This window comes from Pseudomonas sp. TH41, assembly GCF_016650695.1.
Taxonomy (GTDB): domain Bacteria; phylum Pseudomonadota; class Gammaproteobacteria; order Pseudomonadales; family Pseudomonadaceae; genus Aquipseudomonas.
In genome coordinates this window covers 183,406-206,551 of record NZ_JAEKFH010000003.1, presented here as the reverse complement: position 1 = coordinate 206,551, position 23,146 = coordinate 183,406, and the positions used below count along the sequence as shown (strand labels likewise).

The window sequence follows — 23,146 nt, the reverse complement described above, 5'->3', positions numbered from 1 at the left end:
TTCTATTGACATGTCAGCCGTTCGCAGCAAGATTTGCGGGATTACCCGCATAGAGGATGCGTTGGCGGCGGTCGAGGCGGGGGCCGATGCCATTGGTTTTGTGTTTTACGCCAAAAGCCCGCGGGCGGTGACGTTTCAGCAGGCGAGGGCAATCATTCAGGCCTTGCCGCCCTTCGTGACCACCGTGGGTTTGTTCGTCAATGCCAGTCGCTGTGAGTTGGGCGAAATCCTCGACGCCGTGCCGCTGGACCTGTTGCAATTTCACGGTGATGAAAGCGCCGCCGAGTGCGAAGGCTGGCATCGGCCATACATCAAGGCCCTGCGGGTCAAGGCCGGGGATGACATTGCGGCGGCGTGCGATACCTTTCCAAGCGCCAGCGGCATTCTGCTGGATGCTTATGTTGAAGGCGTGCCGGGCGGAACTGGCGAAGCTTTCGACTGGTCACTGATACCGCAAGGGTTGAGCAAACCGATTATCCTCGCCGGCGGCCTGAACGCCGATAACGTCGCCGAGGCGATTGCACGGGTTCGGCCTTATGCCGTGGACGTCAGTGGAGGGGTAGAAGCGAGCAAAGGGATCAAGGATCACGCAAAGATTCAGGCGTTCATTAAAGCGGTTGTAGGAGCTGTCGAGTGAAACGAGGCTGCGATCTTTTGATCCAGACGTTGATGTGACGGCTGGCAGACTGCCGCCGTCCATAACTGCACTTGCACAAAGCAGGCAGGGCTTAGGATGGTTGGGTTGCACGCAGGTCAAGTCTCGCGCTGACCGTGGCAACCCATCAATCATCGCCGCACACATGAATTTAGCTCAAGGGCATACGCGGGGCTGCGAACCAAAGCGTTCGGGCCGCCGGTACTGGAGAAAGAAAGCATGAGCAACTGGTTAGTAGACAAACTGATCCCTTCGATCATGCGTTCCGAGGTCAAGAAGAGCTCGGTGCCTGAAGGTTTGTGGCACAAATGCCCGTCTTGCGAGGCTGTGCTGTATCGTCCAGAGCTGGAAAAAACCCTGGACGTTTGCCCCAAGTGCAACCACCACATGCGTATCGGCGCACGCGCGCGCATCGACATCTTCCTCGACGCCGACGGCCGTGCCGAACTGGGCGCGGACCTGGAGCCGGTTGACCGTCTGAAATTCCGCGACGGCAAGAAGTACAAGGATCGCCTGACCGCTGCCCAGAAGCAGACGGGCGAAAAAGACGCGCTGATCTCCATGAGCGGTACCTTGCTGGGCATGCCGGTTGTGGTTTCGGCCTTCGAATTCTCCTTCATGGGTGGTTCGATGGGCGCCATCGTTGGGGAGCGTTTTGTTCGCGCCGCCAACTACGCCCTGGAAAACAAATGCCCGATGATCTGCTTCGCCGCCTCCGGTGGTGCGCGGATGCAGGAAGCCCTGATCTCCCTGATGCAAATGGCCAAGACCTCCGCGGTGCTGGCGCGTCTGCGTGAAGAAGGCATTCCGTTCATCTCCGTGCTGACCGATCCGGTGTACGGCGGTGTTTCCGCCAGTCTGGCGATGCTGGGCGATGTGATTGTCGGTGAGCCGAAAGCCCTGATCGGCTTCGCCGGTCCGCGCGTGATCGAGCAAACCGTGCGCGAAAAACTGCCAGAAGGCTTCCAGCGCAGCGAGTTCCTGCTGGAACACGGCGCAATCGACATGATCATTCACCGTCAGGAACTGCGTCCGCGTCTGGGCAACCTGCTGGCACAAATGATGGGCCTGCCGACGCCGAAATTCGTTGCCGCGCCAATCGAACCCATCGTAGTGCCACCGGTACCTGCCAACCTATGACCCAACGCACCCTTGGCGAGTGGCTCGCCTACCTTGAGCAGTTGCACCCTTCAGCCATCGACATGGGGCTGGAGCGCTCGCAACAGGTAGCGTCCCGCATGGGACTGGGCAAGCCGGCGCCTCGGGTGATCACGGTCACCGGTACCAACGGCAAAGGCTCTACCTGTGCATTCGTGGCTTCGTTGCTGCGGGCGCAGGGCCTGAGCGTCGGTGTCTACAATTCTCCGCACCTGCTGCGTTACAACGAGCGGGTGCAGGTCAATGGCGTCGAAGCCACTGACGCCGAGCTGTGCGAAGCCTTTGCAGCGGTTGAGGCAGGGCGTGGCGACACTTCCCTGACGTACTTCGAAATGGGCACCCTGGCGGCGTTCTGGCTGTTTGAACAGGCAGGGCTTGATGCGGTGGTGCTGGAAGTCGGGCTGGGTGGACGTCTGGACACGGTAAACGTGGTGGACGCCGACATGGCGCTGGTCACCAGTATTGGCGTCGATCATGCGGACTATCTGGGCAATACCCGTGAATCCGTGGCTTTTGAGAAAGCCGGCATCTTCCGCCAGGGCGCGCCTGCGCTCTGTGGTGACCTGAATCCTCCGCAACCTCTGCTGGATAAAGCGCGCGAGCTGGCCTGCCCGTTTTTCCTGCGTGGGCGCGACTTTGATCTCGGTGTGACCGATCACGACTGGCAATGGCGCGGTCTGGACGCTCAAGGGCGTGTGGTCGAGTTGCATGATCTGCCGTTGCTCGATCTGCCCATGGAAAACGCTGCGCTGGCGCTGCAGGCTTATCTGTTGCTCGGTTTGCCTTGGGTGGATGCGCAGATTATTGATGCCCTGAAAGCGACACGGGTGGTGGGTCGTCTTGATCGCCGTCAGTTCGACTGGCAGGGCAAGCGTCTTAACCTGTTGCTGGATGTGGGGCATAACCCGCATGCGGCAGAGTACTTGGCGCGCCGTCTGGCCAGTCGCCCGCCCGCAGGCAAGCGACTGGCGGTGTTCGGCTTGCTGGCGGACAAGGATCTCGATGGTGTTGTCGGTGAATTGAGTGCTAGTGTCCAGCATTGGGCCGTCGCGCCGCTGGATTCACCGCGAGCGCGCCCGGTCGCCGACTTGCAGGCTGCGTTGCAGTCTCTTGGCGCGTCGGTCACATCTTATGACAGCGTCGCTGCTGCTTTGGAAGGGCAGTGCGCGCTGGCGACGAGCGACGACGAGATTCTGTTGTTCGGATCATTTTATTGTGTCGCCGAGGCCCTCGATTGGCTGGCTCGGCGCTCCACGGAGGAAGCGGCAAATGGCATTGCTGGATAAGGCATACAAGCAGCGCATGGTCGGCGCCCTGGTTCTGGTGGCGCTGGCGGTGATTTTCCTGCCCATGCTGTTTTCCCGCCAGGATGAACAGCGTCAGGTGATCGTCGACGCCCCGGCTGCGCCGCAAGCGCCTTCGGTGCCGCAAGTCCAGGTCGAGCCGGTGGTAGTGCCTGAGCCGCAGGCGTTGCCCCAAGAGCCGGTGCCGAGTGATGACGAGATCGCTCAGCAAGAAGCGCCGTTGACGCCGATTGCACCGAGTGTGCCTGTCGCCAAAGCGGTCACGCCGCCTCCGGTCGCCAAGTCATCCACACCGCCTCCGGTCGCCAAGTCTGCCACACCGCCTGCCCAGCCCATCACGGCCGCACCGGGCAAGCCGGACACCACGCAAAGTCGCGTCGATGCCAATGGCCTGTCGGTCAGCTGGTCGGTGCAGCTGGCCAGCCTGTCGAGTCGTGAAAGTGCAGAAAGTCTGCAGAAAACCTTGCGCAGCCAGGGTTACAACGCCTACATCCGCACCGCAGATGGCAAAAATCGGGTGTTTGTCGGGCCGCTGATCGAGCGTGCAGAAGCCGATCGCCTGCGTGACCTGTTGAGCCGCCAACAGAACCTCAAGGGGTTTGTGGTGCGTTTCCAGCCGGAGCGCGGTTAACAAGCACCGCGAACTTTGTAGCAGCTGCCGAGCCTGCGAGGCTGCGTCCGGCTGCGAAGCAGTCGTAATGCCAGCTTGCCTGGTGTACCTGATACACCGATTTGCCTGATTTTACGGCTGCTGCTCCGCCGGACGCAGGCTGCGCCAGCTGCTACAGGGGCGTATGCTATTGCCTCTATTTGAAATGCACTGACAATCGCAGCTTACCGATAAGCATGGGCTCTGCTAAAATGCGCCGCCTTATCCGTCTGTAGGCTGCACTGTGCCATTTACCTGGGTTGACTGGGCGATCGTTGCAATCGTCGCCATCTCCGCATTGATCAGTTTGAGCCGCGGCTTCGTCAAGGAAGCACTATCGCTGGTGACCTGGATCATCGCAGGAGTTGTCGCCTGGATGTTCGGTGGTTCATTGTCCGAGTACCTCGGCGGATACATCCAAACGCCATCGGCTCGTGTGATCACGGGCTGTGCCATCATGTTTGTCGCCACCTTAATCGTGGGCGCAATGATCAATTATCTTATCGGCGAGTTGGTACGCGTCACCGGGCTATCCGGGACCGATCGATTCCTCGGCATGGCCTTCGGCGCCGCGCGTGGCGTGCTGCTGGTGGTCGTGGCCGTCGGGCTGTTGAGCCTGGGGCCGGTACAGCAGGACGGGTGGTGGCAACAGTCACAGCTCGTGCCAAAATTTCTATTGGTTGCAGACTGGTCCAAAAACCTGATCCTTGGGTGGAGCAGTCAGTGGCTTGCCAGCGGTATCAGCGTACCCGCTGAGATACCGTTCAAGGAGCACCTCTTGCCGATGGTCAAAACACCTCAGTAAGTTGTGTTCAGTTCAGATCCATTAAGTAGGGGTTGCGTCGCATGTGTGGCATCGTCGGTATCGTCGGTAAGTCGAACGTCAATCAGGCGCTGTATGACGCGCTAACCGTCCTCCAGCACCGCGGCCAGGACGCTGCCGGTATTGTCACCAGCCATGATGGCCGGTTATTCCTGCGCAAGGACAATGGCCTGGTACGTGACGTGTTCCATCAGCGTCACATGCAGCGCCTGGTCGGGCACATGGGCATTGGCCATGTGCGTTATCCGACCGCGGGCAGTTCGACCTCGGCCGAAGCTCAACCGTTTTACGTCAACTCGCCTTATGGCATCACCCTGGCGCATAACGGTAACCTGACCAACGTTGAACAGCTGGCGAAGGAGATTTACGAATCTGACCTGCGCCACGTCAACACCAACTCCGATTCGGAAGTGCTGCTCAACGTGTTCGCGCACGAGCTGGCCCAGCGTGGCAAGTTGCAGCCAACCGAAGAAGACGTATTCGCGGCCGTCACCGACGTGCACAACCGCTGCGTCGGTGGTTACGCGGTCGTCGCGATGGTGACCGGTTACGGCATCGTTGGTTTCCGCGATCCGCACGGCATCCGCCCGATCGTCTTCGGCCAGCGTCACACCGACGAAGGCGTCGAGTACATGATCGCCTCCGAAAGCGTTTCCCTGGACGTGCTCGGTTTCACCCTGATTCGCGACCTGGCACCGGGCGAAGCGGTCTACATCACTGAAGAGGGCAAGCTGCACACCCGTCAGTGCGCAACCAACCCGTCCCTGACCCCGTGCATCTTCGAGCACGTCTACCTGGCGCGTCCGGACTCGATCATCGACGGCGTATCGGTCTACAAGGCCCGTCTGCGCATGGGCGAGAAGCTCGCCGAGAAAATCCTGCGCGAGCGTCCAGAGCACGACATCGACGTGGTCATCCCGATTCCGGACACCAGCCGCACCGCGGCCCTGGAGCTGGCGAACCACTTGGGCGTCAAGTTCCGCGAAGGCTTCGTGAAGAACCGCTACATCGGCCGGACCTTCATTATGCCGGGGCAGGCTGCCCGGAAAAAATCCGTACGCCAGAAGCTCAACGCCATTGAGCTGGAATTCCGCGGCAAGAACGTGATGCTGGTGGACGACTCGATCGTTCGCGGTACGACGTGCAAGCAGATCATCCAGATGGCCCGTGAAGCCGGCGCCAAAAATGTCTACTTCTGCTCCGCCGCACCGGCCGTCCGCTACCCGAACGTCTACGGCATCGACATGCCGAGCGCCCACGAACTGATCGCTCATAACCGTTCGACTCAGGACGTGGCGGATCTGATCGGCGCTGACTGGCTGATCTATCAGGACCTGCCTGACTTGATCGAAGCGGTCGGTGGCGGCAAGATCAAGATCGACAAGTTCGATTGCGCGGTGTTCGACGGCCATTACGTCACCGGTGACGTCGACGAGGCTTACCTGAACAAGATCGAGCAGGCCCGTAACGATGCCTCCAAGGTCAAGACGCAAGCAGTCAGCGCGATCATTGATCTGTATAACAATTGAGTAACGAACAACCTCGCGGCTGGCCACTGTAGGAGCGAGCTTGCTCGCGATGGACGTCAACGATAACGCGGCTGCCCTGAAGCAGTGTGCCGCCCTTGAGTTCTTCGCGAGCAAGCTCGCTCCTACAGATGGTGCATGTCTTTATTAGAGTAATGAATCAAGGAGTGGCGGCATGAGTCAGGATTGGGATGCCGGTCGGCTGGACAGCGACCTCGACGGCGTAGCGTTCGATACCCTGGCCGTACGCGCCGGTCAGCACCGTACACCGGAAGGTGAACACGGTGATCCGATGTTCTTCACCTCCAGCTATGTATTCCGTACCGCTGCCGATGCGGCGGCGCGCTTTGCTGGCGAAGTGCCGGGCAACGTTTATTCGCGTTACACCAACCCGACCGTGCGCGCGTTCGAAGAGCGCATTGCCGCGCTGGAAGGCGCCGAGCAAGCTGTCGCCACGGCCACCGGCATGGCTGCAATCATGGCCGTGGTGATGAGCCTGTGCAGTGCTGGCGATCACGTATTGGTATCGCGCAGCGTGTTCGGCTCGACCATCAGCCTGTTCGAGAAATACTTCAAGCGCTTCGGCGTCGAGGTCGATTACGTGCCCCTGGCGGATTTGTCCGGCTGGGATGCGGCCATCAAGTCCAACACCAAATTGCTGTTCGTCGAGTCGCCATCCAATCCATTGGCCGAGTTGGTGGACATCACCGCGTTGTCGGAAATCGCTCACGCCAAAGGCGCGATGCTGGTGGTCGACAACTGCTTCTGCACGCCTGCGTTGCAGCAGCCACTGAAACTGGGTGCGGACGTCGTCGTGCACTCGGCAACCAAGTTCATCGACGGCCAGGGCCGTTGCATGGGCGGCATAGTGGCCGGTCGCAGCGAGCAAATGAAAGAAGTGGTCGGGTTCCTGCGTACCGCCGGGCCGACCCTCAGCCCTTTCAATGCCTGGATCTTCCTCAAGGGCCTCGAAACCCTGGGCCTGCGCATGAAGGCGCATTGCGCCAACGCCCAGCAACTGGCCGAATGGCTGGAACAACAGGACGGCATCGAGAAAGTCCATTACGCCGGTCTCAAGAGCCATCCGCAGCACGAACTGGCTCGACGTCAGCAGAAGGGCTTCGGTGCGGTCGTGAGTTTCGAGGTCAAGGGCGGCAAAGAGGGCGCCTGGCGCTTTATCGATGCGACGCGTCTGATTTCCATCACCGCCAACCTGGGGGACACCAAGACCACCATCACGCACCCGAGCACCACCTCCCACGGTCGTCTGGCGCCGCAAGAGCGTGAAGCGGCGGGCATTCGTGACAGCTTGATCCGCGTCGCGGTCGGTCTGGAAGATGTGGCAGACCTGCAAGCCGATCTGGCGCGTGGCTTGGCGGCCTTGTGATCGAGTTGTCCACGCCGAGCACCGGCACCAATGGCCGTGTCGCACTGGTAACCGGTGCTGCGCGGGGCATTGGTCTGGGGATTGCGGCCTGGCTGATCTGTGAAGGCTGGCAGGTGGTGCTGACGGACCTGGACCGCGTGCGCGGTTCGAAGGTGGCGAAGGTGCTCGGCGACAACGCCTGGTTCATCGCCATGGATGTGTCCAATGAAGGGCAGGTGGCGTTGGGTGTCGCCGAGGTGCTGGGGCAGTTCGGGCGTCTGGATGCGCTGGTGTGCAACGCTGCAGTGGCCGATCCGCACAACATCACCCTGGAAAGCCTCGACCTGGCGTACTGGAATCGGGTGCTGGCGGTGAACCTAAGTGGGCCGATGCTCTTGGCCAAGCACTGTGCGCCGTACCTGCGGGCTCACAGCGGGGCGATCGTCAATCTGGTCTCGACCCGCGCCGGGCAGTCGGAACCGGACACAGAGGCCTATGCGGCGAGCAAGGGCGGTCTGTTGGCCCTGACTCATGCCTTGGCGATCAGCCTGGGACCGGAAATTCGGGTGAATGCGGTCAGCCCTGGCTGGATCGATGCGCGGGACCCTGCTGTACGGCGTGCCGAACCGCTCACCGAGGCTGACCATGCCCAGCATCCGGCGGGCAGGGTAGGGACGGTCGAGGACGTTGCAGCGATGGTCGCGTGGTTGCTGTCGAAGAACGCCGGGTTCGTCACGGGCCAGGAGTTTGTGGTCGATGGCGGCATGACCAAGAAGATGATTTACAGCGAATAGCACTGAGACACTGGCTTCAATGGATTGATGTTGAATGTGCCGGCCTCATCGCGAGCAGGCTCGCTCCCACAGTAGTTTGCGGGTCTTCAGGCAGGATGCATTTCTAATGTGGGGGCGAGCCTGCTCGCGAAAGCGGTCTGGCAGTTGTCTGGAATGACACGATTTTGTCTTTTTCAGAAAAACTTCAATCCTGCTATTGACTTAGGTTCGCTACCTGCGTAAATTTCGCGGCCTCGGAGATGCAAACGGGTGATTAGCTCAGCTGGGAGAGCGTCTGCCTTACAAGCAGAATGTCGGCGGTTCGATCCCGTCATCACCCACCACTTCCGAGAGTCTTGTGAAAGCAAGATGGAAGCCCTTAAAAGCCTCCACCGACGCGCAGCGGTAGTTCAGTCGGTTAGAATACCGGCCTGTCACGCCGGGGGTCGCGGGTTCGAGTCCCGTCCGCTGCGCCATATTTACCGAGTCAGGTTTGCCCTGATTCGAGATTGAAAGAGAGATTGAAAAGTCTCGGAGCTTTCAATCAGACGAGTTAATTGAGCGTCAGCTCAAAGCGATACGCAGCGGTAGTTCAGTCGGTTAGAATACCGGCCTGTCACGCCGGGGGTCGCGGGTTCGAGTCCCGTCCGCTGCGCCATATCTGCCTCAAGGCCCACTGAACGCCTTGGAGCTACGAAGAAAGCCACTGGCTTATTCGAGTCGATAGCAAAGACCCTGGTCGAAAGACCGGGGTTTTTTGTGTCTGAAATTTGGCTTTTCCTCCTTTCCTGTCACTGAATTACTCTCGGTTGCGAAGGCAACATAAGCAACACCGCATGCGTATGGGTGCACTCAATGCCGCCGCGATACGCTCGATAAACAGAAAAACTGCAATAAATTGATTCTTTAGTCAGTTTTTTGCAGCGGGTTGTTTGCGGCGAGCGCATAAACCTTTAAAGTTAACCTTTCGGTCAGCTTTGCACTGTCAATACAGCCCTTTGCATCGTCAAAAAGGGTTTCTGCAAGACTCGAGATTTCCAGTACATAATCAGAAGGGCGGTCCCATAACCGCCCAGAGGATGATCCATGTCCAACCGTGATATATCCCGGCGCTCATTCCTGCAGGGCGGGCTGGTGGCGGGTGTGAGCGTGACGCTTACACCGCTTAGCACCCAGGCGCTGGCCGCCTTGATGGAAAACAGCGTGACCGTGCCGTCCGAGCAGTGGCTTGGTAACAACGGCAAGGCGCGCTCGCGCAACGATGCCTTGTCGAAGGTCTGCGGCAGCAAGGTCTTTGCCCGCGACATCCGCGCCAAGGACATGCCGGGCTGGCCCCAGCAGCAAGGCCACGCCATGCTGCTGAAAACTATCAAGGCCGACCGCATCTACGCAGGCTATGACCTGTCGTGGCTTGGTGCCGAGTTGCAACCCGACCGCATCGTCACCGCCGCCGACCTGGACAAGGACGGCATCGTCTTTCCGGAAGAGCACGCGCCTGATCCGCTGCTGCCGGAAGGCAAGGTGCCGATGTTCATCGGTCACCCGGTGGCGATCCTGATCTGGAATGATTTCGAGCGCTTCCGTCAGGCCAAGGCCAAACTCAAATTCAATGACAAAGCGATTCGTTACGGCGCCCAAGTGCCGTTCTACGAAGGCGATCCCTATGGCAGCTTCCGCTACGTGCGGGTCGGCGGTGCGACCTCGGCGGACGAAGATGAGTTCGCCAGTCTCAAGGATTCGATCCTGTTCCCGATGCTGCGCAACCGCCGTCCGGTATGGAATTCCCAGCCGAACCTGCACGGTAATCTGACCGAGCGCGGGCTGTTTTACGCCGAACGCATGAAGCAGCAGATCGACGCGCCGCCAGACAACTGGCTGGTGTTCGACGAGCGCTATAAAACCCCGTCCATTGAACCGGCCGCCATGGAGCCGGACAACGGCAACGGCTGGTACGATCCAGCGACCAAAACCCTGCATTTCGTGGTGGCGACTCAGTGCCCACTGGAAGCGGCGACCGAAACCGCGAAGATGATCGCGCCGTCGCGTTTCGGCCTGGCCAACTTGAACATGCACCCTGGCTACACCGTGGGTTACGGTTCCAAAGACCACAACATTTTCGTCTACTACGCCGCCCTCGCGGCGTTGTACGGCGCCGGTGTGCCGGTGCGTTTGGCCAACGATCGCTATGAACAATTTCAGAGCGGTATCAAACGTCACTCGTTCGACATCCGCTACCAACTGGCAGTGGACAAGACCGATCACAGTTTCAAGATTTTCCGCGCCGAGATGAGCGTCGACGGCGGTGGACGAGTCAACTACAGCCCGTCGGTGGCGGCGGTTGGCGCCACGGCGGCGCAGTCGATCTACTACATGCCGCAGAACGATTTGCAGGTCACGGCCTATCATTCCCGCGCTGTTGAAGCGGGTTCGATGCGCGGTTACGGCACCCTGCAAAGCATGGCTTCCACCGAGATGATGGTGGATGAAATTGCCGGTCGTCTCGGCATCGATGCCATCGATTTGCGCAAGAAAAACGCCATGGTCTCGGGCATGAAAAACACTCAGGGGGCAGTGCCGGCGGGTGCGTTGCGCCTGCACGAGATTCTCGACAAGGCCGCCGCGCATGACGTCTGGAAAAATCGCGACGCGATCAAACAGCAGCGCGAGGCCGAAGACCCGGATAACTGGTACGGCGTGGGTTTCGCCATTTGCCAGAAAGACTTCGGTACCGGCTCCGAAGCACCGATGGCAAGCATCGAATTCACCGCGGAAGGGCACATTACCCTGCGCCACATTGGTATCGAACTCGGCACCGGTATGTCGACCTCGCAAGCCTTGGTCGTGGCCGATTTCCTTGGCGTTCCGGCGACTGAAGTGAAGACCGGCCAGACTGAATGGAAAGAGTTGCAACTCATCAGCGGCGGCAACCCGTACATCATGAGTCAGGCCGAGCAGGACAACTTGCTGCGCAACCCGCGCTGGGTTGGCAAATTGGCCTCGGCGTCGTCAGCGACCAACTCCGCGTATTACTTCAGCCACGCCACCCGTGAAGCGGCGCGTGTACTGTTCAACCACGGCTTGTGGCCGGCGGCGTTGCAGATCTGGGGCCAGGGCCCGTACGGCGGCCAAGCCAACCCGTACGTAGTGCGTCGCGAAGACGCGCATTGGGTCGACGGCAAACTCACCGCCAACGGCATGCAGCCGTTGAGCTTCGAACAGCTGGCCAAACACGCTCACGAGCGCGGTCTGGTCACCGGCGCGACCGTCCACGGTTTCAACCGCTGGAGCTGGGCCGAGGCCGAGTTCAGCATCGACGGCGTGCGTGAGCGTTTGCCGCTCGACGGTCTGGCAGTCAAGTACGGCGACGGCGCTCCGAGCGTGAAAAAGGCGCAGATGAACAGCGCCGGTTTCCATCTGCTGGATCGGCAGAACGTGCATTACCCCGACACCCAGCTGAACAACGCGGCAGTGACGTACTACAGCCCGGTGGCGACGTTGGTGGAACTGAAAGTGAACAAAGGTTCGGCCGAAGTTCAGGTCCTCAATCACCACTCGTGGGTTGAGTGCGGTCGGGTGCTGGTGGAAGAGCTGGTCAAGGGGCAGCTAGAAGGTGGGATTGCAATGGGCATCGGCCATGCGCTGATGGAAGAGATGCCGTTGTACGAAGGCGGGCCGGGGGAGGGTGACTGGAACTTCAACCGATATCGCCTGCCCATGGCGCGACACGTTGCGGTCTGGAAGCAGACGGCCGAGATTTTGCCGCCACTGTCGCCGAGCGATCCATCGAAGGGCATTGCTGAAGTGGTGATGATCCCGGTGGTGGGTGCCATCGGTAACGCCGTGGCGCATGCCATCGGCAAACGGGTCCGCGACCTGCCTATCACGTCTGCACGCATCAAGGAGGCCCTCAATGGCTAACCGTCCGCTTCAACTGACCCTCAACGGTCAATCCGTCGGCCCAGTGGACATCCCTGATGATCTGCCGATGATCGACTACCTGCACGAGTACAAAAATCTCACCGGCTCGCGCCTGGGATGCGGTCAGGGCATCTGCCACGCGTGCGTGGTGATCGTCGACAATCCGGACGGCACCAGTGAAGAAGTGCGCACCTGCATCACTGGCGCGCATTACTTCGAAGGCAAGAAAGTGCGGACCATCGAAGGTCACGCGACCCGCGATGACCAGGGCAAGGTCACCCAATTGAACCCGATCCAGCAACGCTTCGTCGATGAGTTCGCGTTCCAGTGCAGCTACTGTGCGCCGGGGTTTGTGAATGCCGCGACGGTGCTGGTGGAAAAACTTCAGCGTCAGCCGATTGTAAAAAGCCAGCTGGAGAAAGTCATTGAGGACAGCCTCGGTCACCATATCTGCCGCTGCACTGGCTACGTCCGCTATTACAGCGCCACGCGCAACGTGCTGACCGATCTCGGCCTGGTCAAGGAGGGTTAAGCATGAAGCATCTACTTTCCCGCCTGGCATTGGCGGTTGGTCTGGCTGCGCCGGTGTTAATGGCTCACGCAGACGATCAGGTCAAACGCGGCGAATACCTCGCTCGCGCCGCTGACTGCATGGCGTGCCACACCGCACCGGGTGGCGCACCGTATGCGGGCGGCCTGCCGATTGTCTCGCCGTTCGGGACGATTTACGGCACCAACATCACCCCGAGCAAAGAGCACGGCATTGGCCTGTACAGCGATAACGAATTCTTCGCCGCGCTCACCGAAGGTAAACGCCGCGATGGCGCGAGTCTGTATCCGGCGATGCCCTACACCTCGTATCACCTGATGCCCCGTGAAGACTCGGACGCGATTCATGCGTACCTGAAAACCGTCGAGCCGATCGAGCGTGCGGCCCCGATCACCCACCTGAGCTTTCCGTTCAACGTGCGCCTGGGCCTGATGGGCTGGAACATGCTCTACGGCAAAGACGTGAAACTCGCGCCGACCGAAGGCAAAAGCGAAGCTTTCAAGCGCGGCCAGTACCTGGTCGACGTGCTCGGTCACTGTGGTGAATGCCACACCCCCCGTGGTTTGCCGGGTGCGATGCAGCAGGACAAGCGCCTGACCGGTGGCCTGCTCAATGGCTATCTGGCGCCAAGCCTGCTGGCCAATGACCTGGCCGCTCGCGGCTGGAATCATCAGGACTTGAGTTCGTTCCTCAAGCACGGCATGAGCGCCCAAGGCACGATGTTCAATGAGATGTTCCCGGTGTTCCACAACAGCACTCAAGGCCTCAATGATCCGGACTTGGCGGCGATGGCGACGTTCCTGCTTGGCGATCAACCGCCAGCGGCGAAGCTCCTGAATGACGTGCCATTGGACACGCTCAGCGCCAGCGCCCAGCGCGGCCGTCAGGAATACCTGAACGTCTGCGCCGGTTGCCATGCGGTCGATGGCGAAGGCAAGCCGCACATTGCCGTGGCCATGCGCGGCAACACCACTCTACGCCTGGACGATCCGCGCAACCTGGTGCGGGTGATCGACGACGGTATCGGTGAGCAGAAGTTTGCCGGGTTCGAACACCTGCAACCGATGCCGGGGTTTGCCGAAAAGCTCAGCCACGAGCAACTCACTGATCTGCTCAATTACCTGCGTCAGACGTGGGGTGGTCAGTCGGGTGATCTGGCGGTAAACGATGTGCAGACAGTGCGGGCCGATGCACCGCCGCTCGAGCACAAGGCGCACTGACATGCAGCATCTCGATCTGCAAGTCGTGCGACGGGCGCTGCAATGGTCGGTGGCTGGTCAGCGCATCTGGCTGTGCACGGTGCTCGCCACTTATGGCTCGGCGCCGCGTGCGCCGGGTTCGTTGCTGGCGGTGAATGCTGACGGACAATGGATCGGTTCGCTGTCCGGCGGCTGCGTCGAGGAAGATTTTCTCGAGCGTGTCGCCGAGGGCGCATTTCTCGATGCGGTCAGCGTGGTTCGTTACGGAGAGGGCGACGATCCGCGTTCACGGGTAAGCCTGCCCTGTGGCGGCGTGCTCGATGTATTGGTGGAGAAGCTTGATTCCGATTGCGAGGTTCAAGCTCACCTGCGAGAACTGGAGTCGGCACTGTTGGGGCAGCGTCGCTTGATCCGGGAAATCGATCTGGCCAGCGGCGTACGTAGTCTGTTCGCTGACCGCGAGCAAGGCATGCGCATCGAGCGTGAGATCGATCGGGTGCGCGTGCGGATCGGTGCGGCCCAGCGCCTGTTGCTGGCCGGGTATTCCTCGGTCGCTCAGGCGTGTGCAGAGTTTGCCGTCGGGCTGGGTTTCGAAGTGATTCTTTGCGATCCCCGCGACGAGGTACTGGAAGACGTGGTGCTGGAAAATGTCGAGATTCGTCGTCAACTGCCCTCGGTGTTCATTGCTGACGGTGGCTGCCACAGCGACACGGCGGTGGTGGCGTTGACCCACGATCCGCGCATCGATGACCTGGCGATGATGGAAGCGGTGCGCACCGATGCGTTTTACATCGGTGTGATGGGGTCGATGCAGACCTCACAGAAGCGTTTCGAGCGGCTGCGTAGAATTGGTGGTTTGGGTGATGCCGAGCTGGCGCGGATTCATGCGCCCATCGGTTTGAACCTGGGCAGCAAGACGCCTGCTGAAATCGCCCTTGCCGTACTCGCCGACATCCTGCGAATCCGCAGCGGCATTGCGCGGGATCGGCTTTAAAATCAAAAGATCGCAGCCTTCGGCAGCTCCTACAGAGAATGCGTACCCCTGTAGGAGCTGCCGAAGGCTGCGATCTTTTAACTGACTGTATTTATCTTCCCGAGCTGATATGCGTCTGCCGGTCAAAACCCGAGCTTGTCCCGCAACCCGTAGTACCAGGCGCCCAACGCGGCAAACGGTGTCCGCAGCAGTTGTCCGCCCGGGAACGGGTAGTGGGGCAGGTCGGCAAAGGCGTCGAAACGCTCGGCCTGGCCACGCAACGCTTCAGCCAGCACCTTGCCCGCCAGGTGCGTGTAGGTCACGCCGTGGCCACTGCAACCCTGGGAATAGTAGATGTTGTCGCCCAGCCGTCCGACCTGCGGAAGACGCGACAGTGTCAGCAGGAAATTGCCGGTCCAGGCGTAGTCGATTTTCACGTCCTTGAGCTGTGGGAAGGCCTTGAGCATTTTCGGTCGAATGATCGCCTCGATGTTCGCTGGATCCCGCGCGCCATACACCACACCACCGCCGAAAATCAGACGCTTGTCGCCGGTCAGACGGTAGTAGTCGAGCAGGTAATTGCAGTCTTCGACGCAGTAATCCTGCGGCAGCAAGCTTTTCGCCAGCGCCTCCCCCAACGGCTCGGTAGCAATCACCTGAGTCCCGCACGGCATCGACTTGGCGGCCAGCTCCGGCACCAGATTACCCAGGTAGGCGTTGCCGGCAACGATGATGAACTTGGCCCTGACCTTGCCTTGTGGCGTGTGCACTACCGGGTTCGCACCCCGTTCGATACGCACCGCCGGCGACTGCTCATAGACAGTGCCGCCCAACAACTCCACGGCCGCCGCTTCACCGAGCACCAGGTTCAGCGGATGAATATGGCCGCCGCTCATGTCGAGCATGCCCCCGACGTATTGATCGCAGCCCACCACTTCACGGATACGACGTTGATCCATCAGCTCAAGTTGCGTGTGACCAAAACGCTCCCACAGGCGTTTTTGCGATTCCAGATGGCCCATCTGCTTGGCGGTGATGGCGGCGAACACGCCGCCGTCCTTTAAGTCGCACTGGATATTATATTTGGCAACCCGTTCACGAATGATCCGCCCACCCTCGAACGCCATCTGCCCCAGCAGCTGAGCCTGCTTTGGACCGACACTGCGTTCGATCACATCGATATCACGGCTATAGCTATTGACGATCTGGCCGCCATTGCGCCCCGACGCACCAAAACCTACCTTGGCCGCTTCCAGGACCGTCACCCGAAAACCGTTTTCCAGCAGAAACAGGGCAGAGGACAGACCGGTGTAGCCGGCGCCGATCACACAGACATCAGTCTCTACGTCATCCAGCAAGGCCGGGCGCGGCGGAACCGCATTGGCCGATGCGGCGTAATAGGACTCTGGGTAAGGTGTGTTCGCCATCCTGCTGCCTCTGTTTAATATATTTTACGAGTGCGTCGATCCTACCCGAGTTAAAAATCGACCGCCAGCCACCGGAAAATCTTCTTTGCCGCTGCGAAATTAAATATTTTGCATATTCATAGGCTTAGCTCGAAAAAAGGTGTTGACACCCCTCCGGAATTCCGTAGAATGCCGCCTCACAGCAGGCACGTAGCTCAGTTGGTTAGAGCACCACCTTGACATGGTGGGGGTCGTTGGTTCGAGTCCAATCGCGCCTACCAAACAAAATCCGCTCTGCTGGGCGGTGTGAAGGGGAATCCGAAAGGGTTCCCCTTTTTCTTTGCCTAAGAAAACGTTCACAAATTATAGGCTTCGTTCACACAAGGCAATGTGAACGTGGATTCATGCCTGCCTCTGTTCACACTCAGAATTGTGAACGGCTCTCCCTAACCTATTGATACGTATGGCCTGAGCACTTTCTTGTCTAGGTGGTGGTACGTTCGCAAGCTCACTCCCTTGCCCGTTGTTCGTACCTCACAAGGGCAGGCTTTCTAACCAACTGAGCTACGTGCCTGCTGTGAGGCGATAGACGCCTATCGGCCACGCTCTCCACCCCAGCGCTATGTGTTGAATCCTGCACGCCATGAGCGATGCTGTAGGGATTCTGTACGCGTTTCTTTAACAGGGGTGGGGCAGGGGGTAGGGGTGGGGTGCTTATATATGCAATGTCGCTAATGGATTTCTAGGGAAAACTCAGGTTTTCTGTGCGCTGAGTTCATCAGCTAACTTTAAAGCGTCTTCAAGAAAAATGATTACTTCGGTGTAGTCTTCGACAGAGCCTCTTTTTCCAAGGTTTCCTTCTGGTTTTACGTCCAGCATTATTGACTCAAGAAGGCTATAGAAGCTTACTATTTTAAGTAATTTTTTACCGTTGATAACGCCTAGTTTATCTAGGTTTGCTTTGTAGATTCTGTAGTAGTCAGTTGATACTGTAACTATAAATGTCTGGGTGGCGACGTTGGGTAGTGTCTCGCTATCATTGTGAGTGTTGGCAATTTGCTTGTTCATTTCGGTGAGTGTGTCGCGTATTTCTTTAAGTTGAATAACAAAATTTCTTTTTCTTATCATTATTGCTATGTTTGCGATCTCAGCAAGCAGTGCAATTTCTACTGATTTACGAGTGGAACGACCTCTCCAAAATGCTCCAATTGCAATGGGTATCCATGCGATCAATCCGCCTACTATCGCTGACCATAGAGGAACCCATTGGGAGCTATTTGTACATAGATCCTTCATTTGTTTCAAAGTTTGAATATATTGAGACAGGTCTTGAGGCGTCGGGTTGTCCACTGAGATGCTCCAGGCTGGATAATAGCGTGTCTAAACTCTCTTTCCCTTGCTTGATATTGTAGTTGCTTTACGCTATAAGTCTATTAGGCAAACGGGCCTAGCAGATGCTGAGCAGTACGTCTCAGAGAGTGAGACGCTTCAACGTTAGTAGCGTCATAACGAACCTTCGATGGTGTAGTGGTGATGTGAACGCTCAGAAGACCGAGCCGGTGGTTAGTAAACAGGCAGAGGTGCCACCCTCAGAGGTGGAGTGCTTACCCCTTCTGGCGTGGTTAGGAGGGCAGGTTTCTGGTAGCTGAACTATCAGGCACAGCAGGCGCTAGCCCCTGTGAAGAACGGCCAATGTGGTAACGCATTGAGCACCCCTGAGGGGCATCTAGGAGTCTCCTAGAAACTGAGCGGAACGCTCATTATGCCCTAGCTATGTTCAAGAAACGGATGGTGCATGCAGTGGACAGTGATCAGGCACGCTTGGCCTCAGTCATAAAAGCATCTGCGTCCTATCATCCCATAGGTTTGATATGTAACGTGCTTATGGTGTCTGTCTTGGTTGCTGCGGTGTGTATAGCTGTATTCAAAGGCAAGGTTATGGGCGCTGTGATCTTCGTTGTGGTAGCTGTGATTGTTCGATTTTTTATTATGTCACTACTTAGAATATATCTAGTTAGAAAGTATCGTTAGTTTGAATGTTGGCGTCAAAAACCAATGCGTCTTGCCTGCCTTAATAAATAATTATCCTGATTTGCTGTCTACAAGCTTCATTCTTTTTACATCTGACTGGTATTCTTCATCAATCCGCTTGCCAATTGCAACTTCACGCTCAACTTCGGATTTGCGTGGACGCCCTACAGGTCTTACGCCACCTGTTACCTTAAGCATCTCCTTCACTGCGCTAATGTTTCCATTGACGAGTTCCTGTTTTAGAATCTCAATGGACTTGTCATGCCAGTAGATGCGGTGTTCCTCTTTCCATCCTTGTTCCTCGGCGTAAGTATCTAGGGTAAGCATGGATACGCCTAACCGTTTGGCTAGGTTGCAATGTGAGTTTGTCTCAATGTATTCGGTCTTGTCTTTATCTGTTAGGTTCATGGTGTTCTCTTGTAGGTGTGTTGGATTGTAATTATCTGGGTGATCGAGTAGCAGATTATATTTAGGGCTATGGCTAGAATGCTGTAGTTCTGCATTATCTGTAAGATTAGTAGCTGGGAGTATTGAAGGCATAGTAGGAGGGTTAAGAGGTAGGTCACGGTCTAGGTAGCTGATGCTTTCTTAATGGTATCTGTATAGGGCATTCTTGTTATTCATTGGTGGGGTTGGCTTACTTCACTGCGTGACAAAAGCAAGAGCAAGAGCACGCCACGGAGTGGCATACGCAAATAAGAAAGATCAAGAGCGGAATACTAGGAGGTGCTCTGCTTTTGATTCTCTCTTTAATGCGTGCTCTTGTCGGCTATGCCGACGTTGCTTTTGATCTTCAGTGTTAATTAGTAAGGGTGTGTAAAATCCCTTAGAGTATCTTTAAGGAAAATTACACAGTCTGCTTTAGCCACAAGCTCACAGTTCTATTGCTTACACCCATCTGGCTAGCTATCTTTCTTGCAGATAAGCCATCAGTTGATAGTTCCTTAGCTATTAGAATGTTGTCCTCTAGCTTGCTTCTTGAGTGCGTGCTTGGTGCTGGTCTAGTAAGATCCTTGAGGATGTGGTGACACCCCCTAAGATCGAACGCTAGGTGTAGCCCAGATTCCTCTGTGGGTACAAAGTGAACAGTAGGCCTGTCGTTATTAAAAGTTCTGATACTACTGCGTGTAGCAGCTTGGAATATCAGTTCTCTGTAGCGCTCATTGCGTAAGGCTTGCTTACCTACTGATGATGATATGGCCATTTTCTCAAGCATCTCAGAATTGTTCTGGTCATCAATAGGATTAGGGTTGCCATGAATCAGAGACAGTGTGTGGTGTACGTCTGAATATCCATTCAATCCCCTAGCATCAAATGGAATGCGTATTACGTTAGGGTGATCCTCGAAAGGATACTTACACCATTCATGAACCTGGACAAGGATAGGTTCCCCCTGAACGAATTCTATAGCGTCACGTAGCAGGCTATGCCCGTACACTCGATCATTCCATTCCTCAGCTACCACACCATCAGGGAGCGTAAGGAGCATGGTCTTGCTAACCTTGCTGCCCCCAATCAATGGGTAAATGTAGCTAGGGAACTTATAGCGTCTGTATTCTGGGGTCAGCTTAGACGCTGCAATGGTGTAGCCCTTGGTTAGGGCGTGTTGATAGGCGAGGGTTCCTGTTACGTTAGCTCCGAGAATGTGTGTTTCTAGGGCGTGCTCATAGATACCGCTCAAGTCAAAGTAATCAATGACCCTGACTTGCCACTTCCATTTGTTCTCTTTCTTGTTGAAGAAGGTTTTGATAAATACATCAGCCCTCCCTCTGATTAGCGCACCTAGACACGTAGTAATGGTAGCCATGCCTTTGTCTTCAATTACATCTGCGTATGTGCTCCTAGCCTCTCTTTTCATTTCAGGCTTGATAGATGCTTTGGTTGAGTCACTATCAATATCAATGAACTTTTCAAGAAAGTTAGTATACGCATGGTCTCCAATATCTCTGGTGAGATTATTAGCGACCGATGGCACCTCATCAATAACCACAATCCAGTCTTGCAGGTAGCAAGGGTCAAGGTCTAGTAATGTCTTATGCGTAATGATAAGAACTTTAGGGTCGTCTTCTAGGAGTGTGCATTCTACTGTGTTAGTGACGTGCTTGTGAGTGTCACTATTGATTACGTAGATGTGATTGATGCCGATTGCCTGAATACGCTTAACAACATCCTTTGAAAGCACCTTGGTAGGTACAGCATAGAGATAGCGTTTGTAAGGTGCGGAGTCTAGCTCTCTGATGAACTGTTCTGTTTTGCCTGTACCCGGTGTAGCTTCTGCTACGTAAATAACCTTTGGCTCACTTGGGTTCAATCAGTTTCCCTTCTGTGATTAAAGTATCTATTGTTCGTGTGATTTGTCTTGGGTCTGTGAAGGTGCCCTCAAGCTCTACAGGAAGTGAGGTACAACCATGAACGGATAGCACCTGATACAAGCCATACTGACTCATGCCGTATTCACTCCCCTTATAGTCTCTGATTCCTGTGATGAGTTTGTTCTTCTTTTCAATACTACAATCAATAGCACCTAGCGATGAGCGACGCTCCTCTAAAGCTCTCAGTTCTGATTGTGTCATTTCTATGTTTTTCATGAATTACTCTCCTTGATTATATTTGGCGCGAATTGCAGCCATCAGTTCAGCTTGCTCTGACTGCGTTGCACCAGTGAGCATTGATTTGGTAGTGCCTGTGATGTTTCCAGCTTCATCGCGTACGAGAACGCTCTTATGAGGTTGAGTTCCAAACCCGTTATAAGCACTTTCTACATCCATCATTTGTCGAACTAGAGGGTCACCCTTATAAAGCTCGTCAGCTACTTTTTGCTTGGATGCTTTCCAAAGTGCCAGCGCGTCTTTAGATGAGGTGAGCGGGTTGCCTCTAGGTTGAGGTGCTTCTTCTACAATCTGGTAGCCTTCTGCGAATAGCTCGGTCAGGACGGCTTGAGGGGAGTTGCCTGTGCGTTTAGCAAGTTCGTGTACATCACTCATTGTAATGGATTTCATATTAATTCCTTAGGCTTCGATAACGCGATATTGATATACGGCGTTGGTGTTGTTTGCTGATTTTTGACGTTCAATTAGGCCGACACTCATCAAGTGTTTGATCACGTAGTCAACGCTACGGCGTGATAGTGTGGTCGCTCCAGAAAATGCACCTCTAGATATGGTGGCCCAACCTGTATCATCTTCACTGTTACGGATCATTAGATAGATGATCTTGCGGGGTAGGGTGTTTAATGCTTGATGCTGTACAGCTACAATTTCTTCTAGCGTGATGCTCATGTTTTATACTCGGTTGTTCTTGGGGGAAGTGGTGCTTCTTTCTTTTGGTTAAACATAGTCCTACCCCTCATTGACTCAGGAGGTAAAGTTTAACTAGGTAGAAAATCAACACCTTACTATGTATATACTTATTTTTGAGAGAAAAGACTACAGCGTGGGTTGAAAATAGTTACCATCGTTATATGTATATACTTATTATTGAGAGAAAAGGGGACAAGCACCTTGCAAATTATTTTCTAAGGGTAACTCTCAGTAGTCATCATTCCATTACTCACTATCGCTATAAGCCCCTGTGAGGGGGCTACAGGACTACGTGGCTATGTCGGCGGGATAGGCTGCTTGTCGTCGCTCCTGTGAGCTTGCAGGGCCTTTAATCAATCAGATGAAGTACATCCTTAGCGTTCAAGTGAGAGTATCTAGCTACAGACCTTGTATCCCTGTGTCCTGAGACAATCATAATCTGTGCGTTGTTGAACCCTTTCTTAGCCACGTTGGTAATACGTGTATGTCTGAGTTGGTGAAGCCTAACGCTATTGTCCAAGCCGGCTTTGTTCCTTGCTAACCTGACCGCCTGAGAGACGCTATGAGGCGTTACAGTAAACAGTCTTCCCTTGTGTGCCCGATCTGCTAATGCCAAACGCTGAGCCTCTTTCAGTAACTCTATGGCTCTGATGGTTAGGGGCACAGACCTAGTGCCATTCTTCCCATCAATCACATCCGCAATACGTTCATCCAGGTGAAGACAGTGAGTCGTGAGCTTGAGTATTTCTGAGCGTCTCATAGCCGTTTCATAGGCAAGCTCTACGATAAGCTCCATGGTGGGGGAGAGCTTGTTCAGCAACTGTCTTAGCTCGCCTGCACTGATTACCTTGTCGCTCGACTTGTCTGGCTTGGGTAGGGCTATGTCACTTACAGGATTGGGTATGTCGATTAGCAGGCCACGTTTAGCGAACCTGAAGAAACGGGACATGAACGCTAGCTGTATGCGACAGGTAGCAGGCTTGACCGTCTGTAGACGCTTCAGCTTGAAGTCATTGACTAGCTGAGGGGTGATGTCATGGATTGACTGAGGGAACGCAGCAAAGAGCTGGTCAACGATCTTGATTGCATGGTCATAGCTACCCTTACCCTTGAGCAAGGTTTCACAGTAGGTCATGCCCAAGGTGTAAATCGTATGGGTTTGGTGTTCCTTGGTGACGGCTTCAAGCTGGTCAGCCCATGCTTGGGCCAGTGCTTGAGTGGGGAAGGTTTTAGACTGGGCAGGTTTCCCTTTCAAGCGTACCTGAGCGTTCCAGTTTCCTGACGGTAGGGAACGGATATTAGCCATTGTTGACGCCTCATAATGTGAATGGGCGTTCTCTTAGGGCCTTGAGCTACGTGGCTCAGCGCTTAGCATGGTGGCTCTTGACATGGTGGGGGTCGTTGGTTCGAGTCCAATCGCGCCTACCAAACAAAATCCGCTCTGCTGGGCGGTCTAGAAGGGCTCACCGAAAGGTGGGCCCTTTTTTGTTGTCTGTGTCCCGTCCTGAATAAGGTT

Annotated in this window: 20 protein-coding genes and 4 tRNA genes; 16 read left to right on the top strand and 8 right to left on the bottom strand. The window is 56.1% G+C overall.

The window, feature by feature from the left end:
* Positions 1–10 precede the first annotated feature (10 nt).
* From JFU37_RS03700 to JFU37_RS03630, 15 genes are all read left to right on the top strand, one after another.
* Positions 11–637 carry a phosphoribosylanthranilate isomerase gene (locus tag JFU37_RS03700; RefSeq protein WP_201113006.1) on the top strand — a complete coding sequence of 209 codons (627 nt, stop codon included), beginning with the start codon at positions 11–13 and terminating at the stop codon, positions 635–637.
* Between the two features lie 237 nt (positions 638–874).
* The gene (accD, locus tag JFU37_RS03695) at positions 875–1,795 is read left to right on the top strand and encodes an acetyl-CoA carboxylase, carboxyltransferase subunit beta (RefSeq protein WP_201113004.1); all 921 of its coding nucleotides are present in this window, start codon (positions 875–877) and stop codon (positions 1,793–1,795) included.
* Complete coding sequence (gene folC, locus JFU37_RS03690) at positions 1,792–3,099, top strand: bifunctional tetrahydrofolate synthase/dihydrofolate synthase (RefSeq protein ID WP_201113002.1); 1,308 nt, start codon at positions 1,792–1,794, stop codon at positions 3,097–3,099. Before accD ends, folC begins: the two co-directional genes overlap by 4 nt.
* A complete protein-coding gene (locus tag JFU37_RS03685) occupies positions 3,083–3,748 on the top strand; it encodes an SPOR domain-containing protein (RefSeq protein ID WP_201113000.1) in 666 nt (221 codons plus the stop codon). Before folC ends, JFU37_RS03685 begins: the two co-directional genes overlap by 17 nt.
* A 262-nt stretch (positions 3,749–4,010) precedes the next feature.
* Complete coding sequence (locus JFU37_RS03680) at positions 4,011–4,571, top strand: CvpA family protein (RefSeq protein ID WP_201112998.1); 561 nt, start codon at positions 4,011–4,013, stop codon at positions 4,569–4,571.
* A gap of 41 nt (positions 4,572–4,612) precedes the next feature.
* Positions 4,613–6,118 carry an amidophosphoribosyltransferase gene (gene purF, locus JFU37_RS03675; RefSeq protein WP_201112996.1) on the top strand — a complete coding sequence of 502 codons (1,506 nt, stop codon included), beginning with the start codon at positions 4,613–4,615 and terminating at the stop codon, positions 6,116–6,118.
* Positions 6,119–6,290: 172 nt separating this feature from the next.
* A complete protein-coding gene (locus tag JFU37_RS03670) occupies positions 6,291–7,502 on the top strand; it encodes an O-succinylhomoserine sulfhydrylase (RefSeq protein ID WP_201112994.1) in 1,212 nt (403 codons plus the stop codon).
* On the top strand, positions 7,499–8,275 hold the full coding sequence (locus JFU37_RS03665; RefSeq protein ID WP_201112992.1) for an SDR family oxidoreductase: 777 nt from the start codon (positions 7,499–7,501) through the stop codon (positions 8,273–8,275). The genes JFU37_RS03670 and JFU37_RS03665 overlap by 4 nt, the downstream gene beginning before the upstream one ends.
* A 247-nt stretch (positions 8,276–8,522) precedes the next feature.
* Positions 8,523–8,598, top strand: a tRNA-Val gene (locus JFU37_RS03660).
* 55 nt (positions 8,599–8,653) lie between these two features.
* Positions 8,654–8,730 (top strand) — tRNA-Asp (locus JFU37_RS03655).
* Between the two features lie 105 nt (positions 8,731–8,835).
* Positions 8,836–8,912, top strand: a tRNA-Asp gene (locus JFU37_RS03650).
* Positions 8,913–9,340: 428 nt separating this feature from the next.
* Positions 9,341–12,172 carry a xanthine dehydrogenase family protein molybdopterin-binding subunit gene (locus tag JFU37_RS03645; RefSeq protein WP_201112990.1) on the top strand — a complete coding sequence of 944 codons (2,832 nt, stop codon included), beginning with the start codon at positions 9,341–9,343 and terminating at the stop codon, positions 12,170–12,172.
* Positions 12,165–12,704 carry a (2Fe-2S)-binding protein gene (locus JFU37_RS03640; RefSeq protein WP_201112988.1) on the top strand — a complete coding sequence of 180 codons (540 nt, stop codon included), beginning with the start codon at positions 12,165–12,167 and terminating at the stop codon, positions 12,702–12,704. Before JFU37_RS03645 ends, JFU37_RS03640 begins: the two co-directional genes overlap by 8 nt.
* A 2-nt stretch (positions 12,705–12,706) precedes the next feature.
* Positions 12,707–13,942, top strand: coding sequence for a c-type cytochrome (locus JFU37_RS03635; RefSeq protein ID WP_201112986.1), 1,236 nt, complete (start codon positions 12,707–12,709; stop codon positions 13,940–13,942).
* 1 nt (position 13,943) lies between these two features.
* A complete protein-coding gene (locus tag JFU37_RS03630) occupies positions 13,944–14,915 on the top strand; it encodes an XdhC family protein (RefSeq protein ID WP_201112984.1) in 972 nt (323 codons plus the stop codon).
* A 122-nt stretch (positions 14,916–15,037) separates the two neighbouring features.
* Here JFU37_RS03630 and JFU37_RS03625 read toward each other — a convergent pair whose 3' ends face one another.
* Entirely contained in the window at positions 15,038–16,321 is a 1,284-nt protein-coding gene (locus JFU37_RS03625; protein WP_201112982.1) for an NAD(P)/FAD-dependent oxidoreductase, read from the bottom strand.
* 183 nt (positions 16,322–16,504) lie between these two features.
* Between JFU37_RS03625 and JFU37_RS03620 the strand changes: the two genes are divergently transcribed.
* Positions 16,505–16,581: transfer RNA gene (locus JFU37_RS03620), tRNA-Val, on the top strand.
* Positions 16,582–17,053: 472 nt separating this feature from the next.
* Here the strand turns inward: JFU37_RS03620 and JFU37_RS03615 are convergent.
* From JFU37_RS03615 to JFU37_RS03585, 7 genes are all read right to left on the bottom strand, one after another.
* Positions 17,054–17,650: a hypothetical protein gene (locus JFU37_RS03615; RefSeq protein WP_201112980.1), complete on the bottom strand. Its 597-nt coding sequence runs from the start codon at positions 17,648–17,650 to the stop codon at positions 17,054–17,056.
* A 732-nt stretch (positions 17,651–18,382) separates the two neighbouring features.
* Positions 18,383–18,739 carry a hypothetical protein gene (locus JFU37_RS03610; RefSeq protein WP_201112978.1) on the bottom strand — a complete coding sequence of 119 codons (357 nt, stop codon included), beginning with the start codon at positions 18,737–18,739 and terminating at the stop codon, positions 18,383–18,385.
* 439 nt (positions 18,740–19,178) lie between these two features.
* A complete protein-coding gene (locus JFU37_RS03605; protein WP_201112976.1) occupies positions 19,179–20,642 on the bottom strand; it encodes a DEAD/DEAH box helicase family protein in 1,464 nt (487 codons plus the stop codon).
* Positions 20,629–20,919 (bottom strand): hypothetical protein, encoded by a 291-nt coding sequence (locus JFU37_RS03600; RefSeq protein ID WP_201112974.1) that lies wholly within the window; start codon positions 20,917–20,919, stop codon positions 20,629–20,631. Before JFU37_RS03600 ends, JFU37_RS03605 begins: the two co-directional genes overlap by 14 nt.
* Positions 20,920–20,922: 3 nt before the next feature.
* Complete coding sequence (locus tag JFU37_RS03595) at positions 20,923–21,330, bottom strand: hypothetical protein (protein WP_201112972.1); 408 nt, start codon at positions 21,328–21,330, stop codon at positions 20,923–20,925.
* Between the two features lie 9 nt (positions 21,331–21,339).
* A complete protein-coding gene (locus JFU37_RS03590; RefSeq protein ID WP_201116523.1) occupies positions 21,340–21,609 on the bottom strand; it encodes a hypothetical protein in 270 nt (89 codons plus the stop codon).
* A gap of 370 nt (positions 21,610–21,979) precedes the next feature.
* On the bottom strand, positions 21,980–22,936 hold the full coding sequence (locus JFU37_RS03585; RefSeq protein WP_201112970.1) for a tyrosine-type recombinase/integrase: 957 nt from the start codon (positions 22,934–22,936) through the stop codon (positions 21,980–21,982).
* Positions 22,937–23,146 lie beyond the last annotated feature (210 nt).

Coding starts and splice junctions, on each gene's coding strand:
- JFU37_RS03700 (WP_201113006.1), top strand. CDS start 11: ATGTCAGCCGTTCGCAGCAAGATTTGCGGGATTACCCGCATAGAGGAT.
- accD (WP_201113004.1), top strand. CDS start 875: ATGAGCAACTGGTTAGTAGACAAACTGATCCCTTCGATCATGCGTTCC.
- folC (WP_201113002.1), top strand. CDS start 1,792: ATGACCCAACGCACCCTTGGCGAGTGGCTCGCCTACCTTGAGCAGTTG.
- JFU37_RS03685 (WP_201113000.1), top strand. CDS start 3,083: ATGGCATTGCTGGATAAGGCATACAAGCAGCGCATGGTCGGCGCCCTG.
- purF (WP_201112996.1), top strand. CDS start 4,613: ATGTGTGGCATCGTCGGTATCGTCGGTAAGTCGAACGTCAATCAGGCG.
- JFU37_RS03670 (WP_201112994.1), top strand. CDS start 6,291: ATGAGTCAGGATTGGGATGCCGGTCGGCTGGACAGCGACCTCGACGGC.
- JFU37_RS03645 (WP_201112990.1), top strand. CDS start 9,341: ATGTCCAACCGTGATATATCCCGGCGCTCATTCCTGCAGGGCGGGCTG.
- JFU37_RS03640 (WP_201112988.1), top strand. CDS start 12,165: ATGGCTAACCGTCCGCTTCAACTGACCCTCAACGGTCAATCCGTCGGC.
- JFU37_RS03635 (WP_201112986.1), top strand. CDS start 12,707: ATGAAGCATCTACTTTCCCGCCTGGCATTGGCGGTTGGTCTGGCTGCG.
- JFU37_RS03630 (WP_201112984.1), top strand. CDS start 13,944: ATGCAGCATCTCGATCTGCAAGTCGTGCGACGGGCGCTGCAATGGTCG.
- JFU37_RS03625 (WP_201112982.1), bottom strand. CDS start 16,321: ATGGCGAACACACCTTACCCAGAGTCCTATTACGCCGCATCGGCCAAT.
- JFU37_RS03610 (WP_201112978.1), bottom strand. CDS start 18,739: ATGAACCTAACAGATAAAGACAAGACCGAATACATTGAGACAAACTCA.
- JFU37_RS03600 (WP_201112974.1), bottom strand. CDS start 20,919: ATGAAAAACATAGAAATGACACAATCAGAACTGAGAGCTTTAGAGGAG.
- JFU37_RS03595 (WP_201112972.1), bottom strand. CDS start 21,330: ATGAAATCCATTACAATGAGTGATGTACACGAACTTGCTAAACGCACA.
- JFU37_RS03590 (WP_201116523.1), bottom strand. CDS start 21,609: ATGAGCATCACGCTAGAAGAAATTGTAGCTGTACAGCATCAAGCATTA.
- JFU37_RS03585 (WP_201112970.1), bottom strand. CDS start 22,936: ATGGCTAATATCCGTTCCCTACCGTCAGGAAACTGGAACGCTCAGGTA.